This window comes from Enterobacter sp. UPMP701, assembly GCF_053709515.1.
The window spans coordinates 66,181-85,859 of sequence record NZ_JBSKJN010000004.1 but is presented as its reverse complement, the minus strand read 5'-3'; the positions used below and the strand labels follow the sequence as shown (position 1 = coordinate 85,859).

Annotated in this window: 17 protein-coding genes and 1 tRNA gene; 15 read left to right on the top strand and 3 right to left on the bottom strand. The window is 51.2% G+C overall.

Annotated elements, in window-relative coordinates:
* The first annotated feature begins 6 nt into the window (after positions 1-6).
* From ACWKXT_RS11940 to ACWKXT_RS11880, 13 genes are all read left to right on the top strand, one after another.
* Positions 7-1,911 carry a LysM peptidoglycan-binding domain-containing protein gene (locus ACWKXT_RS11940; protein WP_454532515.1) on the top strand — a complete coding sequence of 635 codons (1,905 nt, stop codon included), beginning with the start codon at positions 7-9 and terminating at the stop codon, positions 1,909-1,911.
* Positions 1,908-2,576 (top strand): hypothetical protein, encoded by a 669-nt coding sequence (locus ACWKXT_RS11935; RefSeq protein WP_454532514.1) that lies wholly within the window; start codon positions 1,908-1,910, stop codon positions 2,574-2,576. The genes ACWKXT_RS11940 and ACWKXT_RS11935 overlap by 4 nt, the downstream gene beginning before the upstream one ends.
* 50 nt (positions 2,577-2,626) lie before the next feature.
* Positions 2,627-3,310 (top strand): hypothetical protein, encoded by a 684-nt coding sequence (locus ACWKXT_RS11930; protein ID WP_454532513.1) that lies wholly within the window; start codon positions 2,627-2,629, stop codon positions 3,308-3,310.
* 29 nt (positions 3,311-3,339) lie between these two features.
* Positions 3,340-3,606 carry a PAAR domain-containing protein gene (locus ACWKXT_RS11925; RefSeq protein WP_454532512.1) on the top strand — a complete coding sequence of 89 codons (267 nt, stop codon included), beginning with the start codon at positions 3,340-3,342 and terminating at the stop codon, positions 3,604-3,606.
* Between the two features lie 3 nt (positions 3,607-3,609).
* Positions 3,610-4,770 (top strand): hypothetical protein, encoded by a 1,161-nt coding sequence (locus ACWKXT_RS11920; protein ID WP_454532511.1) that lies wholly within the window; start codon positions 3,610-3,612, stop codon positions 4,768-4,770.
* Complete coding sequence (locus ACWKXT_RS11915; RefSeq protein WP_454532510.1) at positions 4,757-8,176, top strand: ImcF-related family protein; 3,420 nt, start codon at positions 4,757-4,759, stop codon at positions 8,174-8,176. The genes ACWKXT_RS11920 and ACWKXT_RS11915 overlap by 14 nt, the downstream gene beginning before the upstream one ends.
* Entirely contained in the window at positions 8,176-9,771 is a 1,596-nt protein-coding gene (gene tssA, locus ACWKXT_RS11910; RefSeq protein WP_454532509.1) for a type VI secretion system protein TssA, read from the top strand. The genes ACWKXT_RS11915 and tssA overlap by 1 nt, the downstream gene beginning before the upstream one ends.
* Positions 9,772-9,791: 20 nt before the next feature.
* Complete coding sequence (gene tssF / locus ACWKXT_RS11905; protein ID WP_454532508.1) at positions 9,792-11,555, top strand: type VI secretion system baseplate subunit TssF; 1,764 nt, start codon at positions 9,792-9,794, stop codon at positions 11,553-11,555.
* Positions 11,510-12,613 (top strand): type VI secretion system baseplate subunit TssG, encoded by a 1,104-nt coding sequence (gene tssG / locus ACWKXT_RS11900; protein WP_454529018.1) that lies wholly within the window; start codon positions 11,510-11,512, stop codon positions 12,611-12,613. The genes tssF and tssG overlap by 46 nt, the downstream gene beginning before the upstream one ends.
* Positions 12,594-13,130 carry a type VI secretion system lipoprotein TssJ gene (gene tssJ / locus ACWKXT_RS11895; RefSeq protein ID WP_454529078.1) on the top strand — a complete coding sequence of 179 codons (537 nt, stop codon included), beginning with the start codon at positions 12,594-12,596 and terminating at the stop codon, positions 13,128-13,130. The genes tssG and tssJ overlap by 20 nt, the downstream gene beginning before the upstream one ends.
* Positions 13,123-13,575: a type VI secretion system baseplate subunit TssE gene (gene tssE / locus ACWKXT_RS11890; RefSeq protein WP_454529017.1), complete on the top strand. Its 453-nt coding sequence runs from the start codon at positions 13,123-13,125 to the stop codon at positions 13,573-13,575. Before tssJ ends, tssE begins: the two co-directional genes overlap by 8 nt.
* Before the next feature lie 14 nt (positions 13,576-13,589).
* Entirely contained in the window at positions 13,590-14,060 is a 471-nt protein-coding gene (locus ACWKXT_RS11885) for a hypothetical protein (RefSeq protein WP_454529016.1), read from the top strand.
* Between the two features lie 105 nt (positions 14,061-14,165).
* The gene (locus tag ACWKXT_RS11880) at positions 14,166-15,494 is read left to right on the top strand and encodes a VasL domain-containing protein (protein ID WP_454532507.1); all 1,329 of its coding nucleotides are present in this window, start codon (positions 14,166-14,168) and stop codon (positions 15,492-15,494) included.
* Positions 15,495-15,530: 36 nt separating this feature from the next.
* Here the strand turns inward: ACWKXT_RS11880 and ACWKXT_RS11875 are convergent.
* A tRNA-Arg gene (locus ACWKXT_RS11875) sits at positions 15,531-15,602 on the bottom strand.
* Positions 15,603-15,677: 75 nt separating this feature from the next.
* The gene (locus ACWKXT_RS11870; RefSeq protein WP_080328522.1) at positions 15,678-16,607 is read right to left on the bottom strand and encodes a formate/nitrite transporter family protein; all 930 of its coding nucleotides are present in this window, start codon (positions 16,605-16,607) and stop codon (positions 15,678-15,680) included.
* A 315-nt stretch (positions 16,608-16,922) separates the two neighbouring features.
* Here ACWKXT_RS11870 and mlaA point away from each other — a divergent pair, with 315 nt between their 5' ends.
* Positions 16,923-17,675, top strand: coding sequence for a phospholipid-binding lipoprotein MlaA (mlaA, locus tag ACWKXT_RS11865; protein ID WP_041908870.1), 753 nt, complete (start codon positions 16,923-16,925; stop codon positions 17,673-17,675).
* A gap of 44 nt (positions 17,676-17,719) precedes the next feature.
* Here the strand turns inward: mlaA and fadL are convergent, their stop codons facing one another.
* Positions 17,720-19,000, bottom strand: coding sequence for a long-chain fatty acid transporter FadL (fadL, locus tag ACWKXT_RS11860; RefSeq protein ID WP_217479102.1), 1,281 nt, complete (start codon positions 18,998-19,000; stop codon positions 17,720-17,722).
* A 372-nt stretch (positions 19,001-19,372) separates the two neighbouring features.
* Between fadL and ACWKXT_RS11855 the strand changes: the two genes are divergently transcribed.
* Positions 19,373-19,657: a YfcZ/YiiS family protein gene (locus ACWKXT_RS11855; RefSeq protein WP_238458817.1), complete on the top strand. Its 285-nt coding sequence runs from the start codon at positions 19,373-19,375 to the stop codon at positions 19,655-19,657.
* Positions 19,658-19,679: the final 22 nt, after the last annotated feature.

Below are 19,679 nucleotides of genomic sequence, written 5' to 3'. Positions count from 1 at the left end.
TATAGTATGTCTAATTTATATGAGTATTTAAATGCTAAAAAGGGAAAGGCATATTTCGATGACCAGATTAAACCATTTTCTTTAATCTCACTCTATCCGGATATAGATACATCCCGAAAGCTAAGAGGTAACAGTCGTACAACAGGAGATGCTGATAAAGATGTCCAGAATGCTATTATAGATATGATAATTATCATAGCTGTCCGCTATGGATTAAGTTATAAAGAGATATCATATATATTATTAACCACTAAGGTTGAATCTGGATTTAACCCCGATGCGGCAGCGGCGACTACTAGTGCAGCTGGTTTAGCACAAGGAACGGTTGGTTTTATCGAAGATGCATTGACACAATCTGAAGACATTCTTGGTTTTCAGCTAGATCTTCGTAATGAAGAAGTTTTTGACGCTGAAAAAGGATGCTATGCGGTTATTTATTCTTTTTTACTTAACAAATCAAAGGTGATGGAAAGTTACACATCAGATCAAAGTGAATACTGGGAATGGCTTTATTTGTTGCACCATGATGGTGCCTATAGTTTAGGAAAGTATCTCGCTGGTACACGTAAGAAAAGTGCAGATGGAAAGAAGTGGGCGCTTTATATAAATAAGCATTTATCAGTTGTGGAAGGGTTACTAAAAAACACTGAAGTTAATACTAAATTTAAACTATCTACGGGAAATAATACAGCATTCAAAAACAAAAATTATATTGCTGCAATCTCTCCATTTCCAAGTTTAACATGCCCAAATTTAGTGTCAGACTATGAGAAAACTCTAGTTTTTATCAAAGGCGTGACTGATGCAAACGGGATGACTGAATCAGTCAATGCTATCGCAGGTTCAGAAATTGTGTTTACTATTCTTGCTGATAATTACAAAGAATTAGCTAAAGCAACTGTTGAAAAAAATACCAATGAAAAACATAAGACTCTAACTTATACCGTTAAGAAAGGTGACACCTTATCAGCAATAGCGAAGAAATATAGTGTATCGGTAGAGAAATTGGCAAGAATTAATAAGATCCATAACGTAAATATGTTGCGTATTGGTGCGAAATTAAAAATACCTGATAGTAATCAAAATCATGGATATGTTAGCCGCTATGTTTCTGAGCAGACCAAGAAAGAGATTCTCAAAAGCGTTGGGGTTGAAAATGCTAATACTAAAGCAGCCATAGAGTATTCAAGAAGTCATATTGTGTTACCTAAAGGAAGTAAATCTGCGGACTCAGAAAAGAAAAGCAATGTAATACATATTAAAACTACGACGACGGATAAGTCTGTTGCTGGTAGAAGTAAAAATGAACCAGAGAAGCATCAGACTACTTCCGAGGGGAAAACTAAAAATGTTTCTGTTGATAAAAATTTTGAGCCGGTGGTGTATTTTTCTAAAGATATCCCTCTCAACCTGAAGAATCTGGTAACCAATTATTCTCTTGAGATTATAAAAGGAATAATGAAATCGTCAGGGGTGCATAAAATTACGATAACTAGTACGTTACGTTCTGTTGAAAAACAAGTGAATGCTATGTACGGTAATATGCAAAGCAAGGGGATAGATTCACAGTTAGCATATTATGCAAAAGCTGGCAGAGAAGTCATTAAAGCGGCCATAGATGCCGGTGGGAATGATCGTAGCAAAACAGCTGCAGTTAAAGCAGCCATGACAGAAAAAGTAATTCAACTTCAAAGTGAGGGGCGATTAGTATCACGTCACTGTGTTTCAGAGGAAATGTATGCAGAGAGAAATGTGTTTGATATTAGTAAAAACCTATCAAGTAAACGAAGTGTGTTATTAGCCTTTGATAAAGCTCTTACGGAATATGCTGCTAATAATGATGGCTTTAAATACATTAGCCCTTTTTTGCATAGCGGTGAGCCGGCGTTCCATGTGGAGATTGTACAATGAAAATGTTTTTAGTAATTTTTCTGTTTCTTTTTCCTTTTTTTTTAAATGCAAGTGTTTTTTCTTTAGAACCTGGATTATACCATCTCGAATGGGCATATGGACCTAATGACAATTATAAAACTATAGCTGGCGTTGTTGGAGGGGTTGATGAGGTTGACGGGGTTTATTATTTAAAAAATAAAATTGATGACCAGTCTAACGATGAGGTATATATTGTAATCAATAAGGGCTCCGGTGCTTTTTTCTTCAAGCATGAAGAAATTGAAGGTGGGCCAACTATTGGGTGGGCAAACTTCCAATTGAATGATAAAGCAATATTAATTGATACTCCAACGACAAAGAATTTTTATGATAATACAGATGGTGATAGTGACCGCTACATAAAATATAAGGTGGGTGTTGAATTTCTTGGAAATAAGAAGGCTAAAAATACATCTGAAATTGCTCCTATAGAAATTTTAAAAAATGATGTTTTCAAGATCGACTGTTCTGAATATTTTAAATCAAACGAAGAGCACGGAAGTAAAGCGAAAAAAAATAATCCAATGGAAGACTATAGTAGTCGTGTTTTATTGAGTAATGATGGCTTGTGTAACTCCATTTTAAATAAGAATAATAAAGTTGAGGTGTTAAAAGGTTGGATGCTTTTCAAGAGAATTAGCTAAATTATCTATCTGGATAGTACGCACAGATCATTCTATATTGAAATAGCGTTATGTTTAAGTTAATGTCCTTCATTGTTTTGTTTTTACCTGCCATTGCATTCGGTAATGGCATCAAAATAAAAGATGGTTTGTATTATGGCTATTGGGTTTATAAAGATAAGGGAGTGTTAAAAGAATATGTGGTATTGGCTAACAATCCAAGAAAAGATGCTGGTGAATACATTTTAAGCCCCACCTCTGAACTTGCCGCCACTGATGAGATATACATTCAAATAAAAGATAATGTACCTACTATATTCTTTTATCATGAAAGTAGTGATGCCGATTTAAATGTTGTTGGTTGGGCGGGTGCTAAGTTTTCAGGGGGCGAAATGATTGTTTCAGCAAACACTATTCGTTTTTTAAAAGAAGATTCAAAAGAACGAATTTCTGTTGGTGATAAATTTAATGGTAAAGTTGTTCGCCTTGATAGTGGAGAGAAGGCACCGATAGAAGAAGTCAATGATAAAGGGTTTAGTATTGATTGTAATCAATATTTAAAAGCTAATAATTACGCAGAGACGGGGCTTCCTGATGTTGAGGAGCCAGACCCATCAGGCAGGAAAGGTATATTGGTTGGGTATCCTGCTACAGTTTTCGCTGTCGGTGAGCTCGGTATTTGTTCTGCATTCCTCAATGATGATGTTGTTCCACAAATCAAAAAAGGATGGATTCAGTTCCGTCGGCTCAATTAAAACATACAAACTAATTTGTTAGGTGTGATATGTCCAAAGGATTTGTATTGCTAGGAGATAAAACTACTCACGGCGGTGAGGTTATATCTGCATCTTCGACCATGACTGTGAACGGAAATAAAGTGGCTCTTGTCGGCGATGAAATTTTTTGCCCTGTCGAGGGGCATGGTGTCAATGCCATTATCGAAGGATCACCGGAATGGAGCTCTGATGGGAAACTTGTTGTTGTGGATGGCTGCGAATGTGAATGTGGCTGCCATGTTATCTCCAGTGCGCCGGATTGTTCAGTAGGATAAGTTATGAGCTGGGAGCGTCAGAAAGCCACAATTGCTGCAGAACCAGATGAGCCTTCACTGGTCATCTGGCTGATTGCAGGCCTTGTTGCTGTTATTGCTGGAGTGTTGCTCTTTGTACTCCACGCCAATCAGTTTCTGGGTGAATTGCAAAAATTTAACCTCTGGATTGTTGCCGGAAGCCCTCTTTTTATCTGGTTCGTGACGATTTGTATTCGCGGCTGGATGTATAACCACGCAATGGATCGTCACCAGTTTGAATCTGATGAAGCAGATTATGCACAGCAGCAATGGATTTCTTGGGCCGGGCGTTATCTGGCGGTTCTGTATAGCCGGGTTATTCTGCCTGATCAATTGACACTATCTACATTTCTGCTGGCCCCCAAAGATCTCGAGCAGAGTAGCTCTCTTTCTCGGAGAATAACGTTACCTGCTGGCGAAGATACTTTTTCAGCATTGATTGGGGGACTGGACATATCAGAGTTACAGCGCTTATCAGACCTCCCTTTCCACGCAACCTTACTGACTGATTCACACGATCCTGATGAGACATTGCAGAGAAAATTTACAGCATGCTGGCTCCAGTTAGTTGGAATGGCCTATCCCGTACCGTTACTGACGATTCTTAAAGGCCGGGCCTTCGATTGGGTGGGCGAACGCCTTAAAGCCCCGATTCTAGATGTTGAGCTTTTGTTGGTTCACCAGACTCAGGGAGGTAATGAGTACAGTGATTCGCTCTCGGCTTTAATGTTGACCTCTGATGATGTAGCAACAAAGTATCAGCTAAACCATCACGCTCGCCTGCTTCGGCCTATGTCGATTGAATCAACCCAAATACTGAGTAAAGAGCTCGATACCTTTTTCTCGACCCAGTCACAGGCTATTGCTGCGCGTGCAATTGTGGGTGACAGCATGGAGTGGGGCGATGATTTTTCCGCTCTTCTGACCAGTGCAAAACAATATGAAGGCAGCTGGAAACCTCAGCAGTGCCACTGGCTGGAAAAATATGCCGGACTCAGTGGTCCCTTCTCACCGTGGATTATGGCCGCCGTCGTCAGTGATATAGCTCTGCTCACAAAAGAAGATTGCCTGATGCTTTCGGGTGACAAAGGGCAGCGATTTGTAAATACCGTAACTACAGGGAATCTGATGAATGGCGAAGGATAGTTCAGTGTGGCGTGGTAACTGGGGGCGCCTCAGCATTACCACACTAATTGCTGTTGCGATAGGATTGGTCATCTGGAAAAAGGGTGATGCGTTCGGACTGACAAGCAATGGACTAAAGTTGCTGGGATCTGTGGCAGCTATAATCCTTCTTTTGCTTGTCCGCCATGGCAAAATCATGAGTCTCGCGATTAAACAACAGTGGTCGCGTTTGCAGGGGAAGCGTAAAAGTGTCCTGCCGGCCGATGAAGGTCGTGTCAAGCAGACAGCACCACGCAATGTCACCGTTGATACAATCCGTGACGCCATGCGTAACCTCTACGGTCGTCGCTGGGCCCGTAAAACACGCATCCTGCTGATCACTGGCACCGTCTCTGAGGTAGAACTGCTGACCCCTGGTCTTACAGCCCACCTCTGGCAGGAAGACCGCGGCACATTGTTGCTGTGGGGCGGTGACCTTAATAACCCAGCCGATAGTGCCTGGCTGACCGCGCTGCGTAAACTGCGTCGTCGCCCGGTAGATGGGCTGGTGTGGGTCACCTCGGCCTTTGACCAGCTCTCAGCACCAGGGCTGGAGCCGCCTCTGCCGGTACCGTCTGAAAGCACCATGGATTCCCTGTCTCACGCCATCAGTGCACGTATGGAAGCGCTTGGCTGGACGCTCCCGATGTATGTCTGGTCCCTGCACCCGCGAGCTGGTAAGCCGGAAGGACGGATTGTACAGGCGACCGGCTGCCTGTTACCTGCCGGTTGTCGCACCGAAGGACTGGCAGAACAACTCTCCGCCATGACGCCAGATCTGACCTCACTGGGCCTGCAGCAGACCTGCGGTGAAGTGAAACATAACTTCCTGCTGACGCTTGCCGATCAGCTCATTCGTGAGCCACAGAGCCTGACCGCACCGCTGTCGGTAATGCTCAACCCGTACCGCCCGCTGCCGCTGGCTGGTGTGGTGTTCAGTCAGCCCTCTGCCGGTGCCGAACGTGCCGTGACGCACCACTGGGGCATGGATAAGCGCTGGGATGTTTTGCCTGAGACTGTCCGCGCGCTTCCTGCCGGATTGCGTCCACGCAAGCCGGGCATTCCATGGCGTAAAGTATTTGCGTCAGTTGCTGCTCTGGCGATGGTAGGCTGGGCTACGTGGATGGGCATCGCGTATGTCACCAACCGCAGCCAGATTGCAGGCGCAAATGCCCAGGCTTCGCTTGCCGCCCGACAGAATCAGCCGCTGGAGCAGCGCCTTCATGCGCTGTCTGAACTTCAGAAAACACTGGCCCGCCTGCAGTACCGTTCTGAACATGGTGTTCCGTGGTACGAAAAGGCCGGGCTGAGTCAGAATGACGCGCTGCTGGCCGCACTCTGGCCTCGTTACCAGGACAGCGCACTGCCGCTGTTGCGGAATGCAGCCGCAGACCATCTGCAGAAGCAGATCAGTGCCTTTAATGCACTGCCGCCGGAGAGCCCGCTGCGTGAGCAGAAAGCAAAAAACACCTGGGAGCAGCTCAAGCTCTACCTGATGTTGGCGCGTCCGGAACATATGGACGCGGCCTGGTTCAGCTCTGCATTGCTGAGCGACTGGCCGACGCGTGATGGCATCAAAGACAGCGTCTGGCAGGGGATGGCTCCTTCTCTGCTATCGTTTTATGGTGCGCAACTGGCTGCGCACCCTGAATGGAAACTGCGAGCTGATGAAAACCTGGTCAGCCAGGTGCGTTCCCTGCTGGTTCGTCTGATGGGCGTACGCAACAGCGAATCGATCCTGTACCAGAAGATGCTCTCTCAGGTGGCGCACCTGTATGTCGATATGCGACTTGAAGACATGACCGGGGATACTGATACATCAAGGCTTTTCAGCACCACGGAAATTGTTCCGGGGATGTTTACCCGCCAGGCCTGGGAGCAGGCCGTTCAGCCCGCCATCGAAAAGGTGGTGAAGGCGCGCCGGAACGAGCTTGACTGGGTTCTCACTGACGGTAAACGTCAGGTGAATAAACTGGACGAAACTTCTCCGGAAGCTCTGGAAAAGCGCCTGACGGAACGTTACTTTGCCGACTTTGGCGGCGCATGGCTTGAATTCCTCAACAGCCTGCGCTGGAACCAGGCGGCTACGTTGTCGGATTCCATTGACCAGTTAACCCTGATGGCCGACGTGCGCCAGTCACCTCTGGTGGCGCTGATGAACACCCTGAATGTGCAGGGGCGTACCGGACAGACTGGCGAAGCCATTTCGGATTCCCTGGTTAAATCAGCAAAGAATCTGCTCGGTGGTGATAACCAGGATGCTATTGACCAGAGTACCGGCGTTCACGGTCCGCTGGATGCAACCTTTGGTCCGGTACTGGCGCTGATGGACAAAAGCAATACTGGTGCGCAGGCGCTGAGTCTGCAGTCCTATCTGACCCGTGTGACACAGGTGCGTCTGCGCCTGCAACAGGTAACCAATGCTGCTGACCCGCAGGCGATGACCCAGACTATTGCCCAGACCGTATTCCAGGGTAAAGCCGTGGACCTCACCGAAACCCGCGACTACGGAAGCCTGATTGCCGCCGGTCTGGGTCAGGAGTGGAGCGGCTTTGGACGGACGGTGTTTGTTCAGCCGATGGAGCAGGCCTGGCAGCAGGTACTGACCCCGGCGGCGGAAAGCCTCAATGCCCAGTGGCAGCAGGCAGTGGTGGCTGAGTGGAACAGTGCCTTTGGTGGCCGTTATCCGTTTAACAATTCCAGCAGTGATGTCTCCCTGCCGCTGCTGGCCAAATACCTCAATGCCGATTCCGGACGTATCGCGCAGTTCCTGCAGACCCGTCTCAAGGGCGTGTTGCACAAAGAAGGTAATCATTGGGTACCGGACAGCATTAACTCGCAGGGGCTGACCTTTAACCCGGTGTTTCTCAATGCTATTAACACCCTGAGTCATATCTCGGATGTTGCCTTCACCGAGGGCAATGCTGGCATGAACTTCGAGCTGCGTCCGGGCACCGCAGATGGTGTGATGCAGACCGACATAATTATCGACAGTCAGAAACTGACCTACGTGAACCAGATGCCCGTCTGGAAGCGCTTCACCTGGCCTGCGGATACCGAAGCACCGGGCGCGAACCTGAGCTGGATTAGCACTCAGGCAGGAACCCGTCAGTACGCCGATATCCCTGGTGCCTGGGGCTGGATACGTCTGCTCGATAAAGCTGTGGCCAGTGCTTATCCGGGCGTTGACAGCAGTTACAGTCTGAACTGGAAAGCACAGGACGGGCGCACGCTCAATTACACCCTGCGTACCGAAGCGGGCGAGGGACCACTGGCGCTGCTGAAACTGCGCAATTTCCGTCTGCCGGAAACCATCTTCATCACCTCCGGTGCAACATCACCAGACCAGGTTGCCAGTGCAGGCAATGATACAGAGGACGTATATTGATGAGCACGCTCAATGCCTTACTTAGTGCCTGCCAGGCAGAGCAGGCACCTTTGATTGCTGCCACCCATGAACGCGTGGCGCAGTGGGATAGCTGGCTGCAGCCGCTGCCCGGTTCATCGTCCGTTGGTGAGGATCCTGGCTATGACGATGATTTCCAGCAAATTCGCGAGGAAATTAATAAGCTCTCTGGCGCAAACACAGAACTTATCTGCCAGCATGCAGAAAAGATTTTAACCACCACTGCGAAAGATATCCGTGTGGCCACCTGGTACTGCTGGGCGAAGCTGCACCGTGAAGGTGAGCAGGGGCTGGCAGAAGGACTCGAACTTCTGGCCGGACTGCTCAAGCGCTTTGGTACACAGTTGCACCCACAACGTGACCGTAGCCGTAAGGCGGCACTGGAATGGCTGGCAGGGTCGCGTATGACCGACTCGCTTTCCCTGTACCCGGAAGTGGTCAGGATCGATGCGATGCGAACCACTGGTGCGCTGCTGCTGATATCACAGCTTATTGAGAATGAGCCGGATGAAACCCGTCCCGAACTCAATGCGCTTTATAGCGCGCTGGAAAGTCGTCTGCAGAAAGCGGGAGGCGTGGATGCGGTGGTACCGCAGAATGCCAGTACCAGCGAAACCCCTTCGGCTGCCAGTCACAGCGATGCCCCGGCCATCGGGCGGATCACCTCCGGTCAGGATTTGCTGGCCCAGGCCCGCACTCTTACCGAATATCTGCGGGAGCAGCCGGACGGCTGGCTGTCTGCACACCATCTGATGAAGAGCCTGCGGCACGACACCCTGCGGGCCATCCCGGCCCCGGATGCGCAGGGGCGTACACGCATCGAGCCGCCAAGGGCGGATCAGCGCGCGTTACTCAAACGCCTCTACCTGCAACAGAACTGGGCTGAAATGCTGGAAACGGCCGACAGTACGTTTTCCCGCGGTGCCAATCACCTGTGGCTGGATTTGCAGTGGTATATCCATCAGGCGCTGACGAAATCCGGCCAGGAGACGCTGGCCGGTATTATCGCGGCTGATCTGAAAGGGCTGTTATCGCGCCTGTCCGGGCTTGAGACGCTGGCATTCAGCGACGGTACACCGTTTGCGGATGAAGTGACCCTGAACTGGATCCAGCAGGATGTGTTGGATACGGTCGGCGGTTGGGGCAACGACACCCCATCCGCTCCAGTCACTGCTGGTAACGATGACATTCTGGCGCTGGAGCCGGAAGCTGTGGCGCTGGCCGACAGTGAAGGCCCGGATGCTGCGCTGGTCTGGTTACAGACCCGGCCGGGCATGACCACCGATCGTCAGAAGTGGCTGTTGCGCCTGCTGATGGGGCGTATTGCTGAGCAGTACGGTAAAAATGACCTGGCCGTGTACCTGTGCGCTGAACTGGGTGAGCGCGCCCGTGAGCTCACCCTTATGAACTGGGAGCCAGAGCTGTTGTTTGAGGTTCAGGCCCGCCATCTGAAACTCCTGCGGCTGAAAGCCGGCCGCAGTGAAGCTGATAAGGGCCGTCTTACGCCGGTAATGGACCAGTTACTTGCCGGGCTGATCTCCGTCGATCCAGCCCGTGCCGCTGTGCTTTGCGGTTAAATCCACAGGAACAGAAATAAATGGAAGATTTGACACTGCGTTATTACGACGCAGAAATGCGCTACCTCCGTGAAGCGGCCAAAGAATTTGCTCAGACCCATCCCGATCGCGCAGCGATGCTCGACCTGGATAAGGCCGGCACACCCGATCCGTATGTTGAACGCCTGTTAGAAGGCTTCGCTTTTTCGATGGGACGGCTGCGGGAGAAGATTGACGACGACCTGCCGGAACTGACCGAAGGTCTGGTCAGCATGCTCTGGCCCCATTATCTGCGTACCATTCCGTCACTCTCGGTGGTAGCGTTCACGCCTGAGCTTCAGGCCGTTAAAATGGCTGAAGTGATGCCCGCGGGTCTGGAAGTGTACTCCCGACCAGTGGGACCAAAGAACACGGTCTGCCGATACCGCACAACCCGCGATGTGATGCTCAACCCGCTGAATATTTCAGGGGTAATCATGACCACTGAGCCGGATGGGCGCTCGTTGCTTCGGATGCGTTTTGCCTGCAGCACCCAGGCGGACTGGTCTCATGCGGACCTCTGCCACCTGAGCCTCTATCTCGGGGCGGACGCACCCGTCAGTAGCCAGCTGCACCTGATGCTGACCAAACGGCAGGCTGTTTTGTATATGCGCCTGCCCGGGCAGACTGACCGTATACGCCTTGACGGGTATTTCTCTCCGGGGGGATTTGCAGAGGAGGACGGACTGTGGCCGAAAGGCGATACCGCCTTCAGTGGTTACCAGCTGCTGCTGGAATATTTCACCTTCCGCGACAAGTTTATGTTTGTCCACCTCAACGGCCTTGATGGTATCACGCCGCCAGCAGGGGCCGAGTATTTTGATATTGAAGTGGTGTTCAGTACGCCATGGCCATCTGACCTGCCGGTCACCGATGACGCGGTTCGTCTGCACTGTGTACCGGTGATCAACTTGTTCACGCTGGAGGCTGATCCCCTCACCATTACGGGGCTTGAAAGCGAGTATCTGCTGCGCCCTAAAAGGCTGCAGGACGGGCATACCGAAATTTATTCGGTGGACTCGGTTACCGGCTCAAACCGGACCAGTGATGCAGAGTACGTACCGTTCAGCAGCTTTCGTCACAAGGGTGGGATGATGCGCCGTCATGCGCCGCCCAGGTATTACCACACCCGTGTAAAACGCGGCGTCACTGGGTTGTATGACACCTGGCTTATCCTCGGCGGGCACCAGTGGGAAGATGACCGTTTGTTTGAGCGTGAAGCCGTTTCTCTGCAAATCACCGGCACCAACGGCCAGCTGCCACGCCGGGCGCTACAGAGCACGCTGCTGGACCGCTGTGAACAGGTGGTCAGTACACCGCTTTCGGTACGCAACCTCTGCAAACCGACGCTGCCGGTCTATCCGCCAGCGGAAGATCGTTTCCACTGGCGGGTGCTGAGCCACCTCGGCTCCGGGTTCCTGAACATGATGAGTACCGCCGAAGTGCTACGCGGCACGCTGGCGCTTTATAACTGGCAGGAAGATGAACTGAACACCCGGCGTCTGGAGGCGATTCAGCAGGTGGAGCACCATCGCTTGCAGCGTTTTGAGCAGGGCTACCTGCTACGGGGGGTGGATATCGAAGTGACCCTCGACAGCAACGGCTTCACCGGTGAGGGCGATATTCACCTGTTCGGCGAAATGCTCAACCGCTTCTTTGCACTCTATGCCGACATGAATCAGTTCAACCAGCTCACTCTTATCGTTCAGCCAGAAGGAAAATGCATCCGGTGGAAAGAGAACCACAGTCCGCGTCTGCCCAGCTGATAGCGCAGCTGGGTGACCGGCTGCCATACATTAACTTTTACCGCTTCTGTCAGTTACTGGAACAGAGCCAGCCGGATAAACCGGTCACTGGCAGCACCTGGCAGATAAGACATGAGCCGGTGCGCTTCCGGCCCAATCCGGGCATGGGCTTTCCGGCATCTGAAATCAAAGGGATTGAGCCGTCTGAGCATTCGCATATGCCGCCGACGGTACGCATCACCTTTATGGGGCTCTACGGCGTGGAATCGCCGCTGCCGACGCACTATATCGATGACATTACGCAGCGGCGCGAAGGGTACGAAGCCACCGCCGATTTTCTCGATATCTTCAACCACCGGTTGATTGCCCAGTACTACCGTATCTGGCGTAAATACTCGTACCCTGCGACCTTTGAATATGGTGGAAAAGACAAAACCTCACAATATCTACTGGGGCTGGCCGGGCTTGGAATTGACGGCTGCACGGACCGTATCGCGACCCCGGCTTCACGCTTTCTGGCCCTGCTGCCGGTCATGTTGCTGCCCGGACGAACCGCAGAAGGTATGGCCTCGCTGGTGCGTCTGCTGGCACCCGGCACGCAGGCGAAAATCTGGCACCACGACAAACGCCGTGTGCCGCTGAAGAAGCCCCTGACCATGAGCGTGCGCCAGCCTGTCACCCTGATAAACCGTCCGGTGATGGGCAGCTATGCCACCGACGTGAACAGCCAGGTGCTGATGCGCCTGACGACCTCTGACCCGGATGAAGTACAGGGCTGGTTACCGGGCGGGGAGCTCCACACGGACCTGATGGCGCTCCTGCACGTGTACCTTGGGTCTCGCCTGGATGTCCGGCTGCAGTTGTGTGTCGACCGTAGCCTGCTCCCGGATGCGACAATGAGCGCTAAACCCAACGCCGGAGCAGTGCAGTTAGGCCGCACTGCTGTGATACGTCCATTGAATACGGCTAACACCGCTACGCACCCCAAAACAATAACCATCAATCTTGGCCGCTATGAGCGGGTACAGGAAAATACTCACCGCAGGGAGACCGATGAAGATGGCGATTACCGCTGGTAAATTTCCTCTGGCTACACTGGCTGTCGGTATCACATTGATACTGGCTGGCTGCGGGCTGACTCAAAAAGTGACAGACGGCACCGTTGCTATAACCAAATCGATTTTTTATAAACAGATAAAAACCCTTCACCTTGATATCCGCGCTCGCGAGGCCGTCAACAGCAATGCAGGCGGCGTGGCACTGTCGACGGTGGTGCGCATTTATCAGCTTAAAGACCGCAAAACCTTCGATAGCACGGACTACCCATCGCTGTTTAAATCCGACAGCCAGGCCATTAAAGCAGATCTGGTGGCGGAGAAAGATATCCGCCTGCAGCCGGGCGGGGCGGTCACGGTCGATATGCCAATGGAGGAAAGTGCGCAGTATGTGGCGGTGGTCGGGATGTTTATGTCACCGGACCAGGAGAACAATACCTGGCGTGTGGTACTAAGTCGCGATGATCTCGATCCGGATAAGGCTCGGGTGATTGAAGCGGGCAACAACCGGCTGATCTTGCAGGCGCTCAAAGATGAGTGAATCATCCCGTCCTTCATTGTATGAAACGCTTTACGGCAGCTTTACTGGCGGCCTCGACCTGCATCAGGTCAGCGAGCAGAACCAGGTCATTTTGTCCGTACTCGACAATATGCAGCGTATCCTCAACTGTCGCGCCGGCACGCTGGCGCATCTGCCTGATTACGGGTTGCCCGATATGACGAAAATACTGCAGGGCATGCCGGGAACGGCCCATGAGCTTATGGGCACATTGTCTGCCGTCCTGCTCAAATATGAGCCACGCCTGAAAAAGATTGATGTTGTCCTGCTGGACCAAAACGTCCCCGGCGAGTTGCGCTATGCCATTGACGCCGAACTCAAAGGTATCGGTCTGGTGCGGTACGGCACCGAGTTTATGCCCGAAGGACGGGTTCTGTTGCGGCATCTCAGGCAACAGCAGTATCTCGATACCACAACCCGTATTTAAGGTCAGTTAGCACCATGTCAATAAAATCACAGTTCCTGAAAAAATTGCAGGCCAGACAAGCCGCCCCGGCTTTGCCTGGCAGTAAGAGTCAGATGGACATAGCAGAGTTTCGCCTGCGAATGGAGCAGCTTCAGACACAGATGGATGAGTGGCTGACAGGTACCGGACTGAATGTAGAGCCGCTGACGGTATCCGTTCCGGACCTGCTGGTGGAAGGAGGGGCGTTCGATATTTCCGGTATCGTTCTGCGTTATGACAGCCGGGTGGTAAAGTTTATGCCGATATTTCTGTATGGTCAGGGAGTGGCCGGCTGTGTCGAGGTGTGTTTCTGCTCCGGAGAAAATGTAATATCCCAAGGGCGTCTGTTCATGCGTGTGGGGGGAGTGAGTAACTGGATTTATACTCCCCCTGATACGTCGCCTCAGGCAGGACAACCATTTGATGAAGGTTTTTTTTTCGGTCTGATTTTATCGCTGTTGCCATAGCGATAATATCTATCCCTTCTGTTAGTCACTGCAATTCTAAATCGTAAAACTGCCTCGCACATCAACTGACGACATTAACCGACACGGATATTCAGGCCCTCCAGGATGACCACACATAAAACGTTAAAAACCGGCGGCGACCCGCGCACGCTGCCGGAATATACATCCCTGCGTAATGAATTGAATAAACTAAGCCATCCGGCGCGCCCGGATGTGAACTGGCTATACGTTGAAAAGTGCTGCCTTTCATTATTCGAGCAAAACGGCGTTGAGTTGCAAACCGCAGCCTGGTACACCCTTGCCCGTACGCAGCGGTCTGGGTTAGCTGGTTTGAATGAAGGGCTCGCTATCCTGGAGGCTCTGATTAGCCGTCAGTGGGATGTTCTCTGGCCGCAGGCGTTACAGGTTCGTATGGAAATCCTTAGCAGCCTGAGCCAGCGCCTGCAGCAGCTGATGCGTATGCTTCCATTAAACGACAGTAATCTCCGCGAGCTTTATAGCGCTGAAGCGTTGCTTACCAGCCTGGGCGAGGTGCTCCAGCGCCTTGAACTCAAACACCTTAGCCAGTTCGATACGTTACGAATGCTGATACATTCTAGCGCTGCAAGGCTGGAAAACAGTAATGGCGTGACAGATTTGAATGAGAGCAGGCCCGGCAGTGAATCTCCTCCGGAGAGGGGCGAGCCGACCGAAGAGGTGAAATGGGTCTATGTTGTGCAGCAGGAAACTGAGCGGAATTGTGAAGACCGTATGACGTCTCCCTGCGCTGTCAGACCATGGAAACCCTTTGTCGCTGGGGCGTGTTCTGCGCTGGTGGTTTGCATCGCCGTGGCGTGGGGAGGGCAATTTCTGTCCAGACCCGATCCCTTAACGGCTCAGGCCGTCGCCTCTCTAACGCCATTACCTGAAACGCTCACGCCTGTTCAGCAAGACGCGTTAACGCAGCGAGGAACGCTACCGTCCACGTTTATCGCAGATACGCAGCAGCAGCTTGCGCGGCTGGATAAGCTGCCTCCTGACTGGAGTATTTCCTTCAGCCTACAGCTGTTAGAACAGCTTGAGGCATTGCGGCCCGAAGAATCTAAGGCGCTGATTATACAGTGGCAAAAAAAGTTTAATGCTGCAGCGTTGCCCGTCGACGCAATGAACAGCTGGTATCAGGGAATGATGAAGCTTCAGCAACTGAGTAATCGACTAAGTAGTCTGGATGAGCAAAAAGGAAAATATATCACGGTGAGCGAACTTAAATCTGTGGTTTTTTCGACAATTCAGTCATTTAACCATGCGATACCGGCTGAGGAGCAACTCAGACGCCTGTCTCAATATCCTGCCGCATATGCGCTTCCTGAAGCTGAAAAGACTCAACTGGAGCTGCATCTTAAACAACTGGCAACGCGATATGCACAAATTAAACAGAATATATCTGCGCAATGAGTTCTGGTGATTGTCAGGCTAATAAGAAGATCAAAGTGTCCCCTGCAGGAATCGAACCTGCAACTAGCCCTTAGGAGGGGCTCGTTATATCCATTTAACTAAGGGGACGAGGCGGCACGAGTATAGCGTTATTTACACTTTGCGTTAAGCGCATTGCCGCCTGACTGCTCAAAGAGTCACCATTCAGGTTGATTTTTTTGCTGCTTTATCTTTATCTGCCTGCGCCTTAAGCTCGGCTTTGCGTTTATTAGACATGTCGTTACGGATTTGGGCATGGCTTAACAGCGCAAAGATAAACGTTCCGCCGCAGATATTCCCCGCCAGTGTCGGAAGAGCGAACGGCCAGAAAAAATCGCTCCAGTGAAGCGTACCGTTAAAGACCAGGTAGAGTATCTCAACGGTACCGACCACGATATGCGTGGTATCTGCCAGCGCAATCAGCCAGGTCATCAGTATGATCACCACAATTTTAGCGCTACCTGCTGAAGGGAACATCCACACCATCGTGGCGATGATCCAGCCGGAGATGATGGCATTAGAGAACATTTCGACCGGCGTGTTTTTCATCACATCCATGCCGATCTTTACAAATGCGTCCCGGGTGGGTTCATCAAATATCGGCATATATTCGAACGCCCAGGCTGCAATGCCCGTGCCGATGATATTTCCCAGCAGAACCACGCTCCAGAGCCGCATCAGTAAACCAAAATTGCCGAGGGTAGGGTTTTGCATCACCGGCAGTACGGCGGTCACCGTATTCTCAGTAAACAGCTGCTGGCGGGCCATGATGACGATAATAAAGCCGAAGGTATAGCCGAGGTTCTCCAGTAAAAATCCGCCCGGTACGCCTTCCAGTTGAACATGGAAGATCCCTTTAGCGAGCAGTGAAGCCCCCATTGACAGTCCCGCGGCGATAGCTGACCAGAAGAGGGCCATCGCATCGCGCTCCATCTCTTTTTCACCATCCTGGCGAATATGTTCATGGATCGCCATCGCGCGGGAGGGAAGACGATCTTCATCAATTTCTATCTTCTCGCCGCGCGCTTTCTCCTCGCTTTCGATTTCATGTTCCTCATTGCTCTCGCCAATTTTTTCTTCACCTACATCTTTCATAACGTCTCCCGCAGGATAATCTTTCATTTAAGCGTAGCGGCTTTTATCAGGATGCCTGTGGGGATGCTCTTAATTTGGCGGGAATGACAACAAAGGTGATACATCTCGTTCAAAGACATTATAAAATTGCCAGCGAAACGAATTCTAAAAGTCAGGCTATGCTGAGATCAGAGTCACGGTGATTACTGCCCGTAATTGTACTCATAGACATCGGGAAGCGTGCTGTTACAATCACTTGCACGTTTTCAGACGGAGCGCCACCTGCTCCGTTACGGATGGCAATCAACGATAGCCATACTGAACAGGGAGATATTTATGAAACTTCGGCTGTCGGCGCTTGCGCTGGGCGCGACGATGCTTGTAGGCTGCGCCAGCTCCGGGGAGCAAACGGGACGCTCCGATCCTCTCGAAGGATTTAACCGCTCGATGTACAGCTTCAACTACAACGTGCTGGACCCGTATGTGGTTCGCCCGGTGGCTGTGGCATGGCGCGATTATGTTCCACAACCTGCGCGTAACGGATTAAGCAATTTCACCAGTAACCTGGAAGAGCCTGCGGTGATGGTCAACTATTTCCTGCAGGGCGATCCGTATCAGGGGATGGTGCACTTTACGCGCTTCTTCCTGAACTCCCTGCTGGGGATGGGCGGCTTCATTGACGTCGCTGGCATGGCTAACCCGAAACTGCAGCGTGAACAGCCGCACCGTTTCGGCAGTACGCTGGGGCATTATGGCGTGGGCTACGGTCCTTACGTACATCTACCATTCTATGGCAGCTTCACCGTGCGTGATGACGGTGGCGATATGGTCGATACGCTGTATCCGGTTCTGTCGTGGCTGACCTGGCCGCTGTCGGTTGGCAAATGGACGGTGGAAGGGATTGAAACGCGCGCGCAACTGCTTGATTCAGACGGCCTGCTGCGCCAGTCGTCCGATCCGTACATTATGGTGCGTGAAGCGTACTTCCAGAATCATGACTTTATTGCCAACGGTGGCAAGCTGAAGCCGGAAGATAATCCGAACGCGAAGGCTATTGAAAACGAACTCAAAGATATTGATTCGGAATAAATAAAAAAGGTGAGCAACGCTCACCTTTTTTGATCCCTGCGCGATTAGAACGCGTAGTTGAAGTTAGTACCGAACAGCCACGCCTTACCTTCAGAGGTAAATTCGTACGGGCCTTCCTTGAAGGTCACCTTCTGGCCATGCATATAAGAAACGCCCGCATCGACAGACGCATTCTCGTTGAACGCGTAGGTTGCGCCAGCACTCACCCAGAAGCGGTCCTGATCCGGAATGGAGATAGAGCGCTTATCAGCCGGTACCGGGCTGTCATCGAATGCAACACCGGTACGGAATGTCCAGTTGTCATCCATATAATAGGTGGTACCCAACGCAATGCGGTAAGCGTCGTGGAAGCTCTCATCCTTATAGAACAGCGTTTGACCATTATTGCCGGTCGCTTTCAGCTCCTGGAACTGGCTCCAGCTGGTATAGGCCAGGCTATAGTGAATAGCCCACTGTGGCGCAACGCGGTTGTAACCTGATACTTCCCACATTTCTGGCAGATGCAGTGACAGTGAGCCAGGGACAGTTTGACCGGAAGTCCCCCACGGGATGGTGGTGCCTGCGCCTGGAACCAGGTTGTTAACTGGCGTCAGGATGCCGCTCTTGTAATCGCCGTCGAAGTCAATTTTCACTTCGGAACGATAGGTCAGACCCCAACGGTTGTTTTTGTCCAGCTCGTAAAGAATACCGGCGTTCCAGCCATAACCCCACTCATCGCCTTTCAGGCTGGCAATTTTGTTGCTGTTTTTCGGCAGGCGAGCCGTTTGTTCACCGGAGTAACGCTCAATTTTTGCATCAGCGTAGACGGCATCAAAGCCCAGACCGAAGCTCCAGTTATCGTTCAGACGATAAGCACCGCTCAGGTTCAGGTTCAGCGTTGTCAGGTCTGTTTTACCGCCGTATTCGCCAGCCGGGTAGTTGTTGTTGAACTCGGTAGCAAGGCCATAGTTAGACGTAACGGATGCGCCCCAGCCAAATTGCTCATTGATTGGTGCAACGAAGTGCAGGTTAGGTACCCACGCCGTTGGCGCGATATTGTCTGCCTTCAGGCTCGCACCGGAAGGTGACTTGCCGGAAATATTGACATCAGGATCGATATACACCGCACCAGCAGAGAAGGTCGGGCGATCAAACATCATGATCAATGCAGGGTTACGGCTTGCGTTACCTGCATCATCAGCAATTGCACCTTCCCCGGAATACGCGCGGCCAAGGCCAGAGGAAGAAAATTCGTTTAACTGAAAGCCCGCTGACCAGGCGGAAGTAGAGACGATTGCCACTGCGACTGCCAGCGCAGTCTTGTTGAACAGGGTTTTCTGGCTCATGACCATAACCTCATTGAGTTATTTTTATTCAATAATTGTTACATACCGTAACAGGAGCGCGAAGTGTAGGGTCTGAGGTATGACAGACAAATCAGACCAGTGGCCAGAGTATAGGTCCGACCAGCCGGAATGTTGCAAGTTTGTTTATTAATATTTTCAAACATGTTTCTTGAAACGAGATCTGGTTGGCAAAATTGTGACCATCGCGACTCACCCAAAAGGGTGGTTTTTGTTTTAGATCATTTTTTAGTGTGATATCGGTCACTTATCCGAGTTTGCGCCATTAACGGCTGGAGAGAGCCAGCGCCGGGGCGTAAAATAGCAGCATCGTGTTTATCTCGCGCCTTGCGCGAATACAGAGGAAATTGAGCTATGAGTAAATGCAGTGCTGATGAAACCCCGGTTTGCTGCTGTATGGATGTTGGAACCATTATGGACAACACCGATTGCACCGCGTCTTACAGCCGTGTATTCACCAGCCGTGCAGAAGCAGAAGAGACGCTGGCCGCGTTGAGCAAGCGTGCGCGCGATGTGGAATCCGATCCGTGTGAAATTAAATCTACCTTCACTGAAGTAGACGGTGGCGTGAAGCTGGACATCGACTTTGTCTTCGCCTGCGAAGCTGAAACGCTGATTTTCCAGCTGGGTCTGCGATAATTCCTGCGGCCTGGTGCCCTCA